This is a genomic window from Amycolatopsis plumensis (assembly GCF_042652605.1).
Taxonomy (GTDB): Bacteria; Actinomycetota; Actinomycetes; order Mycobacteriales; family Pseudonocardiaceae; genus Amycolatopsis; species Amycolatopsis plumensis.
On the sequence record NZ_JBHSJY010000001.1, the window covers coordinates 3000167 to 3016134 of the forward strand.

The following is a 15968-nucleotide window of genomic DNA, read 5'->3' on the forward strand; positions in this document are numbered from 1 at the left end:
CTACTCCTCGATCGGTGTTTCAGGTCGTCGGTGGCGCCACGAGAACTCCTCGGGCACGGGATCGCGGCCAGGCGGTGTCCAGGGGCCGCAACGCAGCAGCCGGCGCAGCGCGAGGTAGGAGCCGCGGCCGGCACCGTGCCGGGTGAGGGCTTCGACTGCGTACGCGCTGCAGCTCGGGTAGAACCGGCAAGCCGGCGGGAGGAAAGGCGAGATCGCCTTGCGGTAGAGCTTGATGGGGAGCAGCAGGACCCAGGCGACCGGGCCGGGCCGCACGGGCTCGGGCTCCACGTCGTGGTCGTGCTCGGGGGTGGCTCGCATGCCGGTCACACCGCTGATCCGTGGTCGGGGGCCGCGTCCGCGGGACGCGTCGGGCTGGGGACATCCCCGGCCGGACGGCGCGACGACAGAAGCCCCAGCCGGCGCAACGCGGCGTCGAGATCGGACCCGAGCTCGGCGCTGGAAGCGGTCGACGACGGCGGCAATGCCCGTACGACCAACGCCGTACCGGCGGGCAGTGTTCCGAGCCTGGCCGAAACGAGATGACGCAACCGGCGGCTGACGCGGTGGCGGACCACCGAGTTGCCGACGGCCTTGCTCACCACAAAACCCGCCCTGGCCGCCGACAGCGTGTCGGCGGCCTCGGACGGGTCCGTGGTCAGCGCGTGGACGACGAGGCGGCGCCTGCCTGCCCGGGACCCGCGACGGAGAACCACGCGGAAATCCTCGCTCCGCCGCAGGCGTGCGGCAGCCGGCAGCACGGCGCGCCCCGATCGGGCGATCAGGCGGACAGCGCTTCGCGGCCCTTGCGACGGCGGGCCGCCAGGATGGCCCGGCCGGCGCGGGTCCGCATGCGCAGGCGGAACCCGTGGGTCTTCGCGCGGCGGCGGTTGTTCGGCTGGAAGGTGCGCTTACCCTTGCTCACTGCTTCTCCTGTGTGTCGCGTCGGACGCGGGGATTTCCTCCCCGTCGCCTGGCGTGTCGTGCGGGCGCACGGCAGTCTCTGGTGTCTCCTACCAACGTGTGGCCTCGTCACGACGAGCGACGACAACCTGGGCACGCGAAACGCACCCGTCGCATACGGGAGACCTTACGAGGGTACGCACCCCCGTCGGGCGGCCGGTAAGCACCCCCTCGGCCACGGTACGCGACCGGTGCGCGCGGCTGTGCCGGTCGACGCCGGGACACCGAATGGCCACGTCCTGTACACCGTGAAATGCTGGCCGCCGAGGATGCCTTGTGGCAGCGGACGGGGCTTGTTAGCGTGCCTCTTCCGGGTCACCGGTCGCGGTGCCCAGTCTCCGGGTGGTGGAGTGCCCACCGGCGTACGACGAGCCCGCAGGTGGCGGCGCCGCGGGTCGCCGTACATTAGTGCACAGCTGTGGACAACTATGTGGATATCCGCTGTGCCGACGCGCACGCAGGTCGCCGGGGTTCGGCCGTCCACGCCGACGAGGGGAGGGGAGCCAGACAGGTGTCGGATCACCAGCACAATCTGGGTGTCATCTGGGAACAGGTGGTACGCGAACTGTCCGACGGGACCCTGTCCCCCCAGCAGCGCGCCTGGATGCGCGTGACCCGGCCGATCGGCCTGCTCGACGGCACGGCGCTGCTGGCCGCGCCCAGCGACTTCGCGAAGGAAGCGATCGAACGCGGGCTGCGCGGCGCGATCACCGACGCGCTTTCCCGGCGGCTCGGCCGCGCCATCTCCCTCGCGGTGAAGGTGGACAGCGCCGAAGTCGTCCCGGCGCCCGCGCCCCGCTACGTGCCGTCACCCGGCCGAGTGGAAAACGGCGCGAGTCCCGAACCGGCCACGCCGATGCCGTCCCACGGCGCGCCGATGATGCCGCCGCCACGCCCCGCCGAACCGGCGCAGCCCATGCCGTCGATGCCGATGCCCGCGCACCAGGCCGTCGCGCCGAAGCCGGACGACGGCGACGACACCGACGAAGAAGTCGACGAAGAGGGCGAGGCGCTCGCCGCGGTCCACGAGATCTGGCCGACGTTCTCCGGCCAGCCGATCGCCGGCCAGCCGTACACCGCGCCCGCGCAGCCGCAGACGTCGAAGACGAAGCTGAACGAGAAGTACACCTTCGACACGTTCGTCATCGGTGCGTCCAACCGCTTCGCGCACGCGGCCGCGGTCGCCGTCGCCGAAGCGCCGGCCCGCGCGTACAACCCGCTCTTCATCTGGGGCGAGTCCGGGCTCGGCAAGACGCACCTGCTGCACGCGGTCGGCCACTACGCGCAACGGCTCTTCCCCGGCATGCGCGTCCGGTACGTCTCGACCGAAGAGTTCACGAACGACTTCATCAACTCGCTGCGCGACGACCGCAAGGTCGCCTTCCAGCGCCGCTACCGCGACATCGACATCCTGCTCGTCGACGACATCCAGTTCCTGGAGGGCAAGGAAGGGACGCAGGAAGAGTTCTTCCACACCTTCAACACCCTCCACAACGCGAACAAGCAGATCGTCGTCAGCTCGGACCGCCCGCCGAAGCGCCTCGAAACGCTGGAAGACCGGCTGCGGACGCGGTTCGAGTGGGGCCTGATCACCGACATCCAGCCGCCCGAGCTCGAGACGCGCATCGCGATCCTCCGCAAGAAGGCGGCGCAGGATCGGCTCGCGGTGCCGGGCGAGGTTCTCGAGTTCATCGCTTCGCGCGTCGAGGCGAACATCCGGGAGCTCGAAGGCGCGCTGATCCGCGTCACGGCCTTCGCGTCGCTGAACCAGCAGCCGGTCGACAGCGCGCTCGCCGAGATCGTGCTGCGCGACCTGATCCCCGACTCGCACGCGCCGGAGATCACCGCGCCGACCATCATGGGCGTCACGTCCGAGTTCTTCGACGTCACGCTCGACGACCTGTGCGGCCCCGGCAAGACGAAGGCACTTGCCACGGCCCGCCAGATCGCGATGTACCTCTGCCGCGAGCTGACCGACATGTCGCTGCCGAAGATCGGGCAGACGTTCGGCGGCCGCGACCACACGACCGTCATGCACGCGGACAAGAAGATCCGCAAGGAGATGGCCGAGCGCCGGCGCATCTACGACCAGGTGCAGGAGCTGACGTCGCGCATCAAGCAGCGCGCCCGCCAGTAGCACATCCCTTATCTCCCAACGACTTCGGGGCGTCCGCTCAATGTGGACGCCCCTTTCGTCGTCTTTGGACGCCTGAAGCACGCGTACGCGCGCGAAGCAGCGAAGGCGCCTACGCGCGCTTCGCCAAACTCGCGAAAATTGTTTGTACACAAGGGGTTTTCCCCACCGTGTGGGCGGATTGCCCACAGTGCCAACGGATCTCCCACCAGCGGAGACACGGATTCCCTCCACACCCCGCCCACAGCCGATCCACAGCGCATCCACACCCTTGTCCACGGTGATTCCACAGGTTGCCCACACGCTGTGCACAGGAGCCGCCGATCACTCGGAAGAGGGTTTCGGACCCGGTTCGGCACCCCCAGACCCTGGGTACAAATCGCCCCACACCTGGGGACAACCATGGGGACAACCGGGGCCATCTGTGGACGAATCCGGGGACGCCCGAAACCATCCACGGATCGCCCGAACTACCCACAGGTCCGCCACCACGGTTACCCACACGCCCGCGAGCCGCCCGACCTGCGCGAACGAGCTCGATCCACACAATCCACAACGCCTACTACTGCTACTGCCCTTAGATCTCTTCTAAGAGAGAAAAAGATAAAAACAGGCGGCGGACGAAGTTGGGGACAGTCGCGAGATCGAGTCGTCATGTCGACAAAGCGAAGGGGAGGCCGAGGTGACGGCGGCGCCCGCGACGGCCTAACGTGGACGCCTGCACCTGGTCCGCGCTCCGGCCGCTCACGCGGAGGGCGGGCCGGCCGGAGGGGGCAGCCGGTCTCTGCCCCGCGAGAACGAGGCCTGGCCCGAGCCCGCAGGGGGCTCGACCGTCGAAAGGATGCGCGCATGAAGATCCGCGTCGAGCGTGACGGGCTCGCCGACGCCGTCGCGTGGGTGGCCAGAAGCCTCCCCTCCCGGCCTCCGGTGCCGGTGCTGGGCGGTGTCCTGCTCGACGCCGGTTCGGGCGGCGAAACCGACGCGCTGACGGTCTCCGGCTTCGACTACGAGGTCTCCGCCACGGTCGGGGTCCCCGCGACGATCGCCGACGGCGGCCGCCTCCTCGTCTCCGGGCGCCTCCTCGCCGACATCACCAAGGCGCTGCCCGCGCAGCCGGTCGAGATCTCGGTCGACGGCGCCCGCGCCACCATCACGTGCGGCAGCGCGCGGTTCTCCCTGCCGACCATGCCGGTCGAGGACTACCCGCAGCTGCCGTCCCAGCCCGCCTTCGCGGGCGAGCTCGCCGGCGACGCGTTCGGCCAGGCCGTCACCCAGGTCGTCGTCGCCGCGGGCAAGGACGACACGCTCCCGATGCTCACCGGCATGCGGCTGGAGATCTCCGGCAGCTCGCTGACCCTGGTCGCGACCGACCGGTTCCGGCTCGCCATGCGCGAGTTCACCTGGCAGCCCGCCGAGGGCCTGGCCGACGCCGCGGTGCTCGTGCCGGCGCGCACGCTCGCCGAGGCCGCCAAGACGCTCGGCGCGTCCGGCGCCACGATCCGCCTCGCCCTCGCCAGCGGCGAAGGCCTGCTCGGCCTCTCCGGCTCCGGGCGCTACACGACGACCCGCCTGCTCGACGCGGAGTTCCCGCCGTACCGGCAGCTGCTGCCGGCGTCGCACACCTCGCGCGCGGTGATCGACGTCTCGGCGCTCACCGAGTCCATCAAGCGCGTTTCGCTGGTGGCCGAGCGGGGGACTCAGGTACGACTGGAATTCGGGGACAACACGCTGCGGTTGTCCGCGGGCGGTGACGACGAGGGCAGCGCCGAAGAGGAGCTGCAGGTCGAGTACGAAGGTGAGCCGGTGACGATCGCGTTCAACCCGGGTTACCTCGTGGACGGCTTGGGCGCGCTCCACAGCGACCGGGCCGAGCTGACCTTCACCACGCCGAACCGGCCCGCGCTCATCAAGCCCGCCGACGCCGAGGGCAACGTCGTCCCCGGCTACCTGTACCTCCTGATGCCGGTCCGCCTCCCGGGCTGACCCGCTTTCGCCAGTACGTAAGGGGATCTCGATGGTTCAGCTCGGTCTGATCGGCCTGGGCAAGATGGGCTTCAACATGCGTGAGCGGCTGCGTGCGGCCGGTCACGAGGTGGTCGGCTACGACCGCAACCCGGACGTCAGCGACACGACCTCGCTCGAGGACCTGGTGTCCAAACTGGACGCCCCGCGGATCGTGTGGATCATGGTGCCGGCCGGCGAGCCGACCCGGGCGACCGTCACCGAGCTGAGCAACCTGCTCGCCGCGGGTGACATGGTGATCGACGGCGGCAACTCCAAGTACACCGACGACAAGCTGAACGCCGATCTCCTCGCGGCGAAGAGCATCGGCTACCTCGACTGCGGGGTGTCCGGTGGCGTGTGGGGCAAGGACAACGGCTACGGCCTGATGGTCGGCGGCGCGGCCTCCGACGTCGAGAAGGCGATGCCGATCTTCGACGCGCTGCGTCCGGACGGCCCGCGCGAAGAGGGCTTCTCGCACGCGGGAGACGTCGGCGCGGGTCACTACGCGAAGATGATCCACAACGGCATCGAGTACGGCATGATGCAGGCCTTCGCCGAGGGCTTCGAGCTGCTCGAGGCCGCGAAGGTCGTCAAGGACGTCCCCGCGGTGATCAAGGGCTGGCAGCGCGGCACGGTCGTCCGGTCGTGGCTGCTCGACCTGCTCGTGCGCGCGCTCGACGAGGACCCGGAGCTGGACGACCTCGAGGGCTACGTCGAGGATTCGGGCGAGGGTCGCTGGACGCTGGAAGAGGCGATCAACAACGCGGTGCCGGCGCCGGTCATCTCGGCCGCGCTGTTCGCGCGGTTCGCTTCGCGGCAGGAGCACTCGGCCGCGATGCGCGCGGTCGCCGCGCTGCGCAACCAGTTCGGCGGGCACGCCGTGAAGAAGGTCGGCGGGTAAGGAGCCACTGGTGTATCTGCGACACCTGCAGGTCACCGACTTCCGCTCCTGGCCGCAGGCCGATCTCGCCCTCGAACCGGGGCCGACCGTGCTGGTCGGCCAGAACGGCCGCGGCAAGACCAACCTGCTGGAGGCGATCGGGTACGTCGCGACGCTGGGCTCGCACCGCGTCGCGACGGACGCGCCGCTCATCCGGCACGGCTGCGAGCGCGCGCTGGTGCGGGTCGCGGTGGTCAACGACGACCGCGAGCTGACCGTCGAGCTCGAGATCACCGCCGGCCGGGCGAACCGCGCCCGGGTCAACCGCGGTGCGGTCGGCCGCCCGCGTGACGTGCTCGGCATCCTGCGCACGGTGCTGTTCTCCCCGGAGGACCTGGCGCTCGTGCGGGGGGACCCGAGCGAGCGAAGACGGTTCCTCGACGAACTCCTGGTGCTGCGCGCGCCGCGGTACGCGGGGGTGCGGGCGGACTACGAGAAGGTGCTGAAGCAGCGGAACGCCCTGCTCAAGACGGCCGGGAAACGCCGTACGGGCCGCGAAGACCCGTACGCGTTGTCGACGCTGGAGGTCTGGGACGACCACTTGTCGGTGGCGGGCGCGGAGCTGCTGGCCGCGCGCCTGAACCTCGTCGCCGACCTCGCGCCGTACGCGGCTTCGGCGTACATGGGGGTCGCGCCCGACTCGCGGCCGGCGAAGATCGCCTACCGGTCGTCGCTGGGTGCGGCCCTGCCGGAGACGTACGGCGTACCGGATGGGGAACGGGCGCAACCCGCGGTCCTGAAGGACGTCTTACTCAAGGCGCTGGGTGAAGCCCGCAAGGCGGAGCTCGAGCGCGGCATCAGCCTGGTCGGCCCGCACCGGGACGAGCTGGAGCTGATCCTGGGCCAGGCGCCGGCCAAGGGGTACGCGAGCCACGGCGAGTCGTGGTCGTTCGCGCTGGCCCTGCGGCTCGGCAGTTACGAGCTGCTGCGCGGGGAGGCTGGCGAGCCGGTGCTGCTGCTCGACGACGTGTTCGCCGAGCTGGACCGCAAGCGCCGGGCCCGGCTGGCCGAGGTGGCCGCGAGCGCCGAACAGGTGCTGGTGACCGCCGCGGTCGACGAAGACGTGCCCGGCGAGCTCGCCGGGCACCGGTTCGTGGTGGCGGACGGTGAGATCACGCGTGGCTGAGCAAGGCGACCGGGTACCCCGTGTGACGGGAGACACAAACCGCACCCGATCTGGGGACAAACCTGTGGACAGTGTGGATAACACGGTGAATGAGTTATCGCTGCCCGTGACTCTGCGGCCGGATGGGTGGCAGAAATCGTCTCAAAACAGCTCCTCGTCACCTGCGGGTACCGAGCGTGATGGTGACGCTGGGCCGAACGAGGCTCCGCCGACCGGGCGCGACCTCGCCCACGCCGCGCTCGAGGCGGCCAAGGCGAAGGCCAAGGCGCGGGGCACGTCGCCCGGCCGGCGCCGTCCCGCGACCGGCGGCGGGCAGAACCCCCGGCGTCGCCGCTGGTCGGGCCCGGGCGCCGACCCGCGTGACCCGCAGCCGCTCGGCCGGCTCGTCTCCGGGCTGGTGCGGGACCGCGGCTGGAACGAGAGCGTCACGAGCGCCCGCGTTTTCGCGCAGTGGGCGCGGCTGGTCGGCGAAGACGTCGCCGAGCACGCGCAGCCGGTCACGCTGAAGGACGGCGAGCTCACCGTCCGCGCCAGTTCGACGGCGTGGGCCACCCAGCTCCGGTTGCTGCAGGGGAAACTGCTGGCCAAGATCGCGGCGGGCGTCGGCAACGGCGTCGTCAAGCGGATGCGGATTCAGGGGCCGACCGCCCCGAGCTGGCGGAAAGGGCCACGGCACGTGCCGGGCCGCGGCCCGCGTGACACGTACGGCTGACCCGGGTTGCGCGATGCTCGGTTGAGTGGGCCGAGAACGCATCCAGACCTCCCGAGATACGTCAAGACTCGGCTCGAACCGAGTTCGTTCGTCTGTGACGCATTCAGGGGTGTCCTTGCCGCATGTCAGCGGACGCGGCCAAGTACACTGGAGGAGAGCGAGCGTCCGCTCGGGCGAGACGAGGAGAAACAACGCCGGTGACCGAGAACAAGAGCGAGTACAACGCGTCGTCGATCACGGTGCTCGAAGGCCTCGAAGCGGTCCGCAAGCGCCCCGGCATGTACATCGGTTCCACCGGTGAACGCGGGCTGCACCACCTCGTCCAGGAGGTCGTCGACAACTCCGTCGACGAGGCGATGGCCGGGTACGCCACCAAGGTCGAGGTTACCCTGCTCGCCGACGGCGGCGTCCGCGTCGTCGACGACGGCCGCGGCATCCCGGTCGACATGCACCCCAAGGAGAACAAGCCGACCATCGAGGTCGTGCTCACCCAGCTGCACGCGGGCGGCAAGTTCGACAGCGACTCCTACGCGGTGTCCGGCGGCCTGCACGGCGTCGGCATCTCCGTGGTGAACGCGCTCTCGACCAAGCTGCTGGCCGAGGTCAAGTACGGCGGCCGCAGCTGGCGCCAGGAGTACACGAACCAGGTGCCCGGCCCGCTCGAGGACCTCGGCCCCGCGACCGAGACCGGCACGACGATGACGTTCTGGGCCGACGGCGACATCTTCGAGACCACGACGTACAACTTCGAGACCATCTCGCGCCGGCTCCAGGAGATGGCGTTCCTCAACAAGGGGCTGACGCTGTCCCTGCGCGACGAACGCGTCGCCGACGAGGAGACCGAAGAGGACGCGGAAGGCAAGGTCGCCCGCATCAAGGAGAAGGTCTACTGCTACCCGGGCGGGCTCGAGGACTTCGTCAAGCACATCAACGGCAGCAAGGACCCGATCCACCCCAGCGTGATCTCCTTCGACGCCAAGGGCACCGGCCTCGAGGTCGAGGTCGCGATGCAGTGGAACACCGGGTTCACGCCGTCGGTGTACACATTCGCCAACACGATCAACACCCACGAAGGCGGCACCCACGAAGAGGGCTTCCGCGCCGCGCTGACCCGCGTCGTCAACGCGTACGCGCGCGACAAGAAGCTGCTCAAGGAGAAGGACGCCAACCTGACCGGTGACGACGTGCGCGAGGGCCTCGCCGCGATCGTCTCGATCAAGCTGGGCGAGCCGCAGTTCGAGGGCCAGACGAAGACCAAGCTGGGCAACAGCGAGGCCAAGACGTTCGTGCAGCAGCAGTCGAACGAGTGGCTGGCCGACTGGTTCGAGCGCAACCCCACCGAGGCGAAGACGATCATCAACAAGTCGATCTCCTCGGCGCAGGCCCGGATGGCCGCCCGCAAGGCGCGTGACCTGGTCCGCCGCAAGGGCGCGCTCGACATCGGCGGCCTGCCCGGCAAGCTCAAGGACTGCCGCTCCACCAAGCCGGAGGAGTGCGAGCTCTACATCGTCGAGGGTGACTCGGCCGGCGGCTCGGCCAAGGAGGGCCGGGACTCGATGTACCAGGCGATCCTGCCGATCCGCGGCAAGATCATCAACGTCGAGAAGGCCCGCATCGATCGCGTCCTCAAGAACACCGAGGTCCAGTCGCTGATCACCGCGCTGGGCACCGGCATCCACGACGAGTTCGACCTCTCGAAGCTGCGCTACCACAAGATCGTGCTGATGGCCGACGCCGACGTCGACGGCCAGCACATCACCACGCTGCTGCTCACCCTGCTCTTCCGGTTCATGACGCCGCTGATCGAGCACGGCCACGTCTTCCTCTCGCGGCCGCCGCTGTACAAGATCAAGTGGCCGCGGTCCGAGCCGGAGTACGCCTACTCCGACCGCGAGCGCGACGCCGTCATCAAGGCGGGTGTCGAGGCCGGCAAGAAGCTGCCGAAGGACGACGCGATCCAGCGCTACAAGGGTCTCGGCGAGATGAACGCCGAAGAGCTGTGGGAGACCACCATGGACCCGGCGAACCGGCTGCTGGGCCGGGTGACCATGGACGACGCCGCGCAGGCGGACGACCTGTTCTCGGTCCTGATGGGCGAGGACGTCGAGGCCCGCCGCTCGTTCATCACGCGCAACGCGAAGGACGTGCGCTTCTTGGACGTGTAGGCGTCCCCCGCTCTTGTCCCGCCTGGACCACCCGCACCCGAGAAGGACCTCATGACGGAAACCCTGCCGCCGGCTCCGGAGAACGACCGGATCGAACCGGTCGACATCCAGCAGGAGATGCAGCGCTCCTACATCGACTACGCGATGAGCGTGATCGTGTCGCGGGCGCTGCCGGACGTGCGCGACGGCCTCAAGCCGGTCGCCCGCCGCATCCTGTACTCGATGTTCGACTCCGGCTTCCGGCCGGACCGCGGGTACAACAAGTGCTCCCGTGTCGTCGGCGACGTCATGGGCAACTACCACCCGCACGGCGACTCGGCGATCTACGACGCGCTGGTCCGGCTCGCCCAGCCGTGGTCGCTGCGCTACCCGCTGATCGACGGCCAGGGCAACTTCGGCTCGTCGGGCAACGACCCCGCGGCCGCCATGCGGTACACCGAGTCCCGGCTCGCGCCGCTGGCCATGCAGATGCTGGCCGACATCGAAGAAGACACCGTCGACTTCTCCGACAACTACGACGGCCGCACGCAGGAGCCCGACGTCCTGCCGGCGCGGTTCCCGAACCTGCTGGTCAACGGCGGTTCCGGGATCGCGGTCGGGATGGCGACCAACATCCCGCCGCACAACCTGCGCGAGGTCTCCGAGGGCGTCGTCTGGGCGCTGGAGAACCCGGACGCGACCGACGACGAGCTGCTGGCCGCGCTGCTGGTGCGGATCAAGGGCCCGGACTTCCCGACCAAGGCGATGATCCTCGGCACGTCCGGCATCGAGGACGCCTACCGCACCGGCCGCGGCTCGATCCGCATGCGCGCGGTCGTCGAGGTCGAGGAGGACGCGAAGGGCCGCACGATCCTGGTCGTGTCCGAGCTGCCCTACCAGGTCAACCCGGACAACCTGGTCGAGAACATCGCGAACCTGGTCCGCGACGGCAAGCTCACCGGCATCTCCGACATCGCCGACGAGTCCAACAGCCGCTCGGGCATGCGGATCGTCGTCACGATCAAGCGGGACGCGGTCGCGAAGGTCGTGCTGAACAACCTGTTCAAGCACACCCAGCTGCAGCAGAACTTCGGCGTCAACATGCTGGCGCTGGTCGACGGCGTGCCGCGCACGCTGCGGCTCGACCAGATCATCCGCCACTACGTGAAGCACCAGGTCGAGGTCATCGTCCGGCGGACCAGGTTCCGCCTGAAGAAGGCCGAAGAGCGGGCCCACATCCTGCGTGGGTACGTCAAGGCGCTCGACATGCTCGACGAGGTCATCGCCCTCATCCGGCGGTCGCCCTCGGCGGACGAAGCCCGGCCGGCCCTGATGGAGCTGCTGGACGTCGACGAGATCCAGGCCACCGCGATCCTCGACATGCAGCTGCGGCGCCTCGCCGCCCTGGAGCGCCAGCGGATCATCGACCAGCTGGCCGAGATCGAGCTCGAGATCGCCGACCTGAAGGACATCCTCGAGAAGCCGGAGCGGCAGCGCGCGCTGATCCGCGACGAGCTGATGGCGATCGTCGAGAAGTACGGCGACGACCGGCGCACCCAGATCGTCGGCTTCGGCGGCGACGTCACGGACGAAGAGCTCATCGCGGTCGAGGACGTCGTCGTCACCATCACCCGCACGGGGTACGCCAAGCGGACGAAAACGGATCTGTACCGGTCGCAGAAGCGCGGCGGCAAGGGCGTGCAGGGCGCGACGCTGAAGCAGGACGACATCGTCCAGCACTTCTTCGTCTGCTCGACCCACGACTGGATCCTGTTCTTCACGAACAAGGGCCGCGTCTACCGGACCAAGGCGTACGAGCTGCCCGAGGCCAACCGCAACGCGCGCGGCCAGCACGTGGCGAACCTGATGGCGTTCCAGCCGGACGAGCAGATCGCCCAGGTCATCGAGATCAAGAACTACGAGGTCGCGCCGTACTTGGTGCTCGCGACCAAGCGTGGCCTGGTGAAGAAGACCAAGCTCACCGACTTCGACTCCAACCGGTCCGGCGGCCTCATCGCGATCAACCTGCGCGAAGGCGACGAGCTGGTCGGCGCGGTGCTGGCGGCGGCCGAGGACGACCTGCTGCTGGTGTCGGCGGAAGGCCAGTCCATCCGCTTCCACGCGACGGACGAGGCGCTGCGGCCGATGGGCCGCCCGACGTCCGGCGTCATGGGCATGCGCTTCAACGACGGCGACGAGCTGCTCGGCATCAGCGTGGTCAAGGAGGGCAAGTTCCTCCTGGTGGCGACCGACGGCGGCTACGCCAAGCGCACGGCGATCGAGGACTACCCGGTCCAGGGCCGCGGCGGCAAGGGTGTGCTCACCATTCAGCACGACCGCAAACGTGGCAGGCTGGTGGGTGCGCTCATCGTCGACGCCGAGGACGAGCTGTACGCGATCACCTCGAGCGGCGGCGTGATCCGCACGCCGGCGGGCGACGTCCGCAAGGCAGGACGGCAGACGAAGGGGGTCCGGCTGATGAATCTCGGCGAAGGCACCACTCTTCTGGCCGTCGCACGCAACGCGGACGAGCCCTCGGACGTCGCCAATGGTGACGCTCCCGAAGCGCCGGAAGCAGCTGACGAGACGACGGCGCCGTCGGAGCAGTAAGTTCTCACAACTACGGACAGCGCCCCACGGCACGGGTAAGGACTGACTCTTCGTGACACCGACCGAGAATCCCGAGGCAGCGGGTTCGAACGGAACGCCGGCCAGCCCGCCCTGGCAGCGGGTCGACAAGGAAGGCGACGCCGAAGCGACGGTCAAGCTGGCCACGGACGAGTCCCCGGCCCCCGCCGAACCGTCGCAGCCCGCCACCCCCGAACGCCCGGTGGTGACGGGCAGCGCAGCCCCCCGCCTCTTCGGCGGCGGCGGGGACACGCCTCCCACGGGCGCCGAGGTCCCCCCGGCATCGGCGCAGCGAGCTCGCCCGAGCGCGCTGCGCCGCCCGGGCCGCGGCCCCCGTCGGGCGTCCCTGCAGGTCAAGCGCTTCGACCCGTGGTCGGTGCTCAAGCTGTCCCTGGTACTGGGCGTGGCGATGTTCTTCGTCTGGCTCGTGGCGGTCGGCGTCCTGTACACGGTCCTGGACGGAATGGGCGTCTGGGACAAGCTGAACGGAACGTATTCCTCCCTGGTCGGCGGCGAGGGAGCCAACGCCTCGGCCGAACCCCTGATCAGCGCGGGCCGCGTGTTCGGCATCGCGGCCATCCTGGGCGCGATCAACATCGTCCTGGTCTCGGCCCTGGCCACGGTGAGCGCGTTCATCTACAACGTCTCAGCCGACCTGGCCGGCGGCCTCGAGGTCACCTTGTCCGAACGCGAGTGACCCGGTTGCAGGGCCCCTTCGGGGGTCCTGTAAAGTTCTCCTCGTTCAAGGGCCTATAGCTCAGGCGGTTAGAGCGCTTCGCTGATAACGAAGAGGTCCCAGGTTCAAGTCCTGGTAGGCCCACGCAGCTCAAAGCCCGGTTCGCGTCTCGCGAGCCGGGCTTTTGCGTGACCCAAGTGGCCATCAGACGTCACCGCACCAGCTTCTCCTGGCTGGCGGCCCACGACGCCAGCAGCGCCAGGCCGTCCGCGGTCGCCGTGCCGGCTGGTGCCGTGTAGATGGTCAAGTGCATGCCCGGTTCGGACGGCAGCTCCAGTGACTCGACGTCCAGGTCGAGCCTGCCCACTACCGGGTGGTGCATGCGCTTACGGCCGGAGCGGTGGAGCCGGACGTCCCGGGACGCCCATCGCTGCCGGAACAGTTCGCTGCGGGTCGACAGCTCGCCGACCAGGGCGATCAGGTCCTCGTCGTACGGATTGCGGCCGGCTTCCATGCGGAGTTTCGCGGCCACATCGACGGCGATTCGGTCGTAATCGACGAAGAACGCTTCTGCCGCTTCGGAATCCAGGTACACGAACCGGGCGATGTTCGCCGGTCGGCGGGGGTCGGCCAGTACCGGGGAATACAGTGCTCGGGCCAGGTGATTCGTGGCCAGGACGTCGTAACGGCTGCTGCAAATCCACGCCGGCGCCTCGGTGATGGCGTCGAGCACCTGCTGGAGCGCCGGACGCACCGTCGCGGCGGGGCGCCGGCGGCGTGGACCGCCGCCGGGCGCCCTGGACTGCCGGGCCAGGTGGAAAAGGTGGTCGCGCTCGGCCTCGTCAAGTTGCAACGCCGCGGCCAACGCGTCGAGCACTCCGTCGGACGTGCCGGCGAGGCTGCCGCGCTCCATGCGTACGTAGTAATCGACCGAAACCCCTGCCAGCAGCGCTACTTCTTCGCGACGCAGGCCTTTGACCCGGCGGTTGCCGCCGTAGGCGGGGAGGCCGGCTCGCTCGGGGGTGATCCGCGCGCGGCGGGAGGTCAGGAATTCCTTGATCTCGGTGCGCAGATCGATCGTGGCCACCTCGTCACCGTAGTTCCCGTCCGCCGGCGAAGCGTCGCACCTACGTTCCTGACGCGGTCGTGGCGATGCCGCCGTCGACCGGGATGATCGTGCCCGTCAGGTAGGCCGCGGCCCGGCTGGCGAGGAACACGGCGACGCCGGCCATGTCGTCGTCGCGGCCGAGGCGGCGCAGCGGTGCCTTCGCCGCGATCTGGTCACCGACGGCGTCGAGCGTGGCCGCCATCATGTGCGACGGGAACGGTCCGGGCGCCACCGCGTTCACCGTCACGTGCTGCGGGCCCAGTTCCCTGGCCAGCACCCTGGTCAGCTGGTGGAGCGCGGCTTTGCTGCTGGCGTACGAATAGTTGGGCGACTCGGCGACGTGGATGGCGGCGATGCTGCCGATGTTGATGACCCGGGCGGGATCATCGGCGGTGCCCGCCCGGCGAAGGGCCGGGAGCAGCGCCTGCACCAGCCAGAACGGCGACTTGAGGTTGACGTCGAGCACGGTGTCCCAGGCCTCGTCCGGAAACGTCTCCAGCGGCTCGCGCCACATCGCTCCCGCGTTGTTGACGAGGATGTCCAGGCCTTCGCCCTCGACGAGATCGGCGAGGCGCCGGCACTCGTCGTGCCGGGACAGGTCGGCGGGGATTGCTTGCACGTCACCGAATTCGGAGAGCAGCTGCTGCGCCTCGGCGCGCACGTCCGCCTGGCGGGAGCTGATGACGACGCGGGCGCCCGCCTGCAGCAGGCCGCGCGCGATCATCATCCCGATGCCCCTGGTGCCGCCGGTGACGAGGGCGGACTTCCCCCTCAAATCGAACAGGTCCGCGTGCGTGGTGAACTGGTTTTCCGACATTCGAAGACCGTGACAGGGATCCCGGACGTCGGGGAGATCCTGGTGATCCAGGTACTGGGAGAGCCTCCCACGGCGTTCGCGCGAGCAAATACCTCGGTGTCGTTTCGGCAGGTTCGGGCTTAGCTTCGGGCCATGGCGAACGAACTGACCATTCCGCTCCTGCCTTGTCCTTCCATCGACGAAATCGCGTCGTTCTACGAGATGCTCGGCTTCGAGATCACCTACCGGCAGACGCGGCCGAACCCGCACGTCGCCCTGCGGCGGGAAGACATCAACCTGCACTTCTTCGGGATGGACGGCTACGACCCGGCGCAGTCGTACAGCACGTGCCTGGTCATCGTGGCGGACACCGGCGAGCTGTTCGAGGCCTTCGCGGCGGGAATGCGTTCTGTGCACGGAAAACTGCTCGTCTCCGGCATCCCGCGGATGACTCGGCCGCGGCTGCGCAACGACCGGTACACCGGGTTCACCGTCGTCGATCCGGGCGGCAACTGGATCCGGATCCACCAGGCCACCACGGCACCCGAGGCGCAGACCAAGCTCGCCAAAGCCCTGGAGAACGCCGCGAGGCAGGCGGACGCGCGCGGTGACGAACGCCAGGGGCTGAAGATCCTCGAAGGCGCGCTCAAGCGGGCGACCGGCGACGAACCGGAGTTCCAGGCGGCGCGGGAGTACCGCGACGAGCTCATCGAACGGATCAACGGTGCTGAGCAGTGAGC

The 15968-nt window shown here is 69.2% G+C and carries 14 protein-coding genes and 1 tRNA gene; 10 read left to right on the forward strand and 5 right to left on the reverse strand.

Annotated elements, in window-relative coordinates; translation table 11 throughout:
- From yidD to rpmH, 3 genes are read right to left on the reverse strand one after another with little or no spacing between them, the layout of a single operon-like run.
- Positions 1-318 carry a membrane protein insertion efficiency factor YidD gene (gene yidD / locus ACFPLC_RS14295; RefSeq protein WP_378191871.1) on the reverse strand — a complete coding sequence of 106 codons (318 nt, stop codon included), beginning with the start codon at positions 316-318 and terminating at the stop codon, positions 1-3.
- Between the two features lie 5 nt (positions 319-323).
- Positions 324-758, reverse strand: coding sequence for a ribonuclease P protein component (gene rnpA / locus ACFPLC_RS14300; protein WP_378191872.1), 435 nt, complete (start codon positions 756-758; stop codon positions 324-326).
- 20 nt (positions 759-778) lie between these two features.
- Complete coding sequence (gene rpmH / locus ACFPLC_RS14305; protein ID WP_091288857.1) at positions 779-922, reverse strand: 50S ribosomal protein L34; 144 nt, start codon at positions 920-922, stop codon at positions 779-781.
- A 549-nt stretch (positions 923-1471) separates the two neighbouring features.
- Here rpmH and dnaA point away from each other — a divergent pair.
- The 9 genes from dnaA (at position 1472) to ACFPLC_RS14350 (ending at position 13468) form a co-directional block, all read left to right on the forward strand.
- A complete protein-coding gene (gene dnaA, locus ACFPLC_RS14310) occupies positions 1472-3097 on the forward strand; it encodes a chromosomal replication initiator protein DnaA (protein ID WP_378191874.1) in 1626 nt (541 codons plus the stop codon).
- Between the two features lie 846 nt (positions 3098-3943).
- Positions 3944-5077 (forward strand): DNA polymerase III subunit beta, encoded by a 1134-nt coding sequence (gene dnaN / locus ACFPLC_RS14315; RefSeq protein ID WP_378191876.1) that lies wholly within the window; start codon positions 3944-3946, stop codon positions 5075-5077.
- Positions 5078-5108: 31 nt separating this feature from the next.
- Positions 5109-5999: a phosphogluconate dehydrogenase (NAD(+)-dependent, decarboxylating) gene (gene gnd / locus ACFPLC_RS14320; RefSeq protein WP_378191878.1), complete on the forward strand. Its 891-nt coding sequence runs from the start codon at positions 5109-5111 to the stop codon at positions 5997-5999.
- 10 nt (positions 6000-6009) lie between these two features.
- Positions 6010-7164, forward strand: coding sequence for a DNA replication/repair protein RecF (gene recF / locus ACFPLC_RS14325; RefSeq protein WP_191308560.1), 1155 nt, complete (start codon positions 6010-6012; stop codon positions 7162-7164).
- Positions 7165-7276: 112 nt separating this feature from the next.
- The gene (locus ACFPLC_RS14330) at positions 7277-7876 is read left to right on the forward strand and encodes a DciA family protein (protein WP_378191956.1); all 600 of its coding nucleotides are present in this window, start codon (positions 7277-7279) and stop codon (positions 7874-7876) included.
- A 197-nt stretch (positions 7877-8073) separates the two neighbouring features.
- Positions 8074-10041, forward strand: a complete 1968-nt coding sequence (gyrB, locus tag ACFPLC_RS14335; RefSeq protein ID WP_191308563.1) for a DNA topoisomerase (ATP-hydrolyzing) subunit B — start codon at positions 8074-8076, stop codon at positions 10039-10041.
- A gap of 51 nt (positions 10042-10092) precedes the next feature.
- A complete protein-coding gene (gyrA, locus tag ACFPLC_RS14340; protein WP_378191881.1) occupies positions 10093-12630 on the forward strand; it encodes a DNA gyrase subunit A in 2538 nt (845 codons plus the stop codon).
- Between the two features lie 52 nt (positions 12631-12682).
- Entirely contained in the window at positions 12683-13345 is a 663-nt protein-coding gene (locus tag ACFPLC_RS14345) for a DUF3566 domain-containing protein (RefSeq protein ID WP_191308568.1), read from the forward strand.
- Between the two features lie 49 nt (positions 13346-13394).
- A tRNA-Ile gene (locus ACFPLC_RS14350) sits at positions 13395-13468 on the forward strand.
- A 67-nt stretch (positions 13469-13535) separates the two neighbouring features.
- Here the strand turns inward: ACFPLC_RS14350 and ACFPLC_RS14355 are convergent.
- Both ACFPLC_RS14355 and ACFPLC_RS14360 read right to left on the reverse strand, forming a co-directional pair.
- Positions 13536-14411, reverse strand: coding sequence for an MmyB family transcriptional regulator (locus ACFPLC_RS14355; RefSeq protein WP_378191883.1), 876 nt, complete (start codon positions 14409-14411; stop codon positions 13536-13538).
- A 40-nt stretch (positions 14412-14451) separates the two neighbouring features.
- Entirely contained in the window at positions 14452-15249 is a 798-nt protein-coding gene (locus tag ACFPLC_RS14360; RefSeq protein ID WP_378191885.1) for an SDR family oxidoreductase, read from the reverse strand.
- A gap of 132 nt (positions 15250-15381) precedes the next feature.
- Here ACFPLC_RS14360 and ACFPLC_RS14365 point away from each other — a divergent pair, with 132 nt between their 5' ends.
- Positions 15382-15966 carry a VOC family protein gene (locus ACFPLC_RS14365; protein ID WP_378191887.1) on the forward strand — a complete coding sequence of 195 codons (585 nt, stop codon included), beginning with the start codon at positions 15382-15384 and terminating at the stop codon, positions 15964-15966.
- Positions 15967-15968 lie beyond the last annotated feature (2 nt).

Coding starts and splice junctions, on each gene's coding strand:
- gnd (WP_378191878.1), top strand. CDS start 5,109: ATGGTTCAGCTCGGTCTGATCGGCCTGGGCAAGATGGGCTTCAACATG.
- dnaN (WP_378191876.1), top strand. CDS start 3,944: ATGAAGATCCGCGTCGAGCGTGACGGGCTCGCCGACGCCGTCGCGTGG.
- gyrA (WP_378191881.1), top strand. CDS start 10,093: ATGACGGAAACCCTGCCGCCGGCTCCGGAGAACGACCGGATCGAACCG.
- yidD (WP_378191871.1), bottom strand. CDS start 318: ATGCGAGCCACCCCCGAGCACGACCACGACGTGGAGCCCGAGCCCGTG.
- ACFPLC_RS14365 (WP_378191887.1), top strand. CDS start 15,382: ATGGCGAACGAACTGACCATTCCGCTCCTGCCTTGTCCTTCCATCGAC.
- ACFPLC_RS14360 (WP_378191885.1), bottom strand. CDS start 15,249: ATGTCGGAAAACCAGTTCACCACGCACGCGGACCTGTTCGATTTGAGG.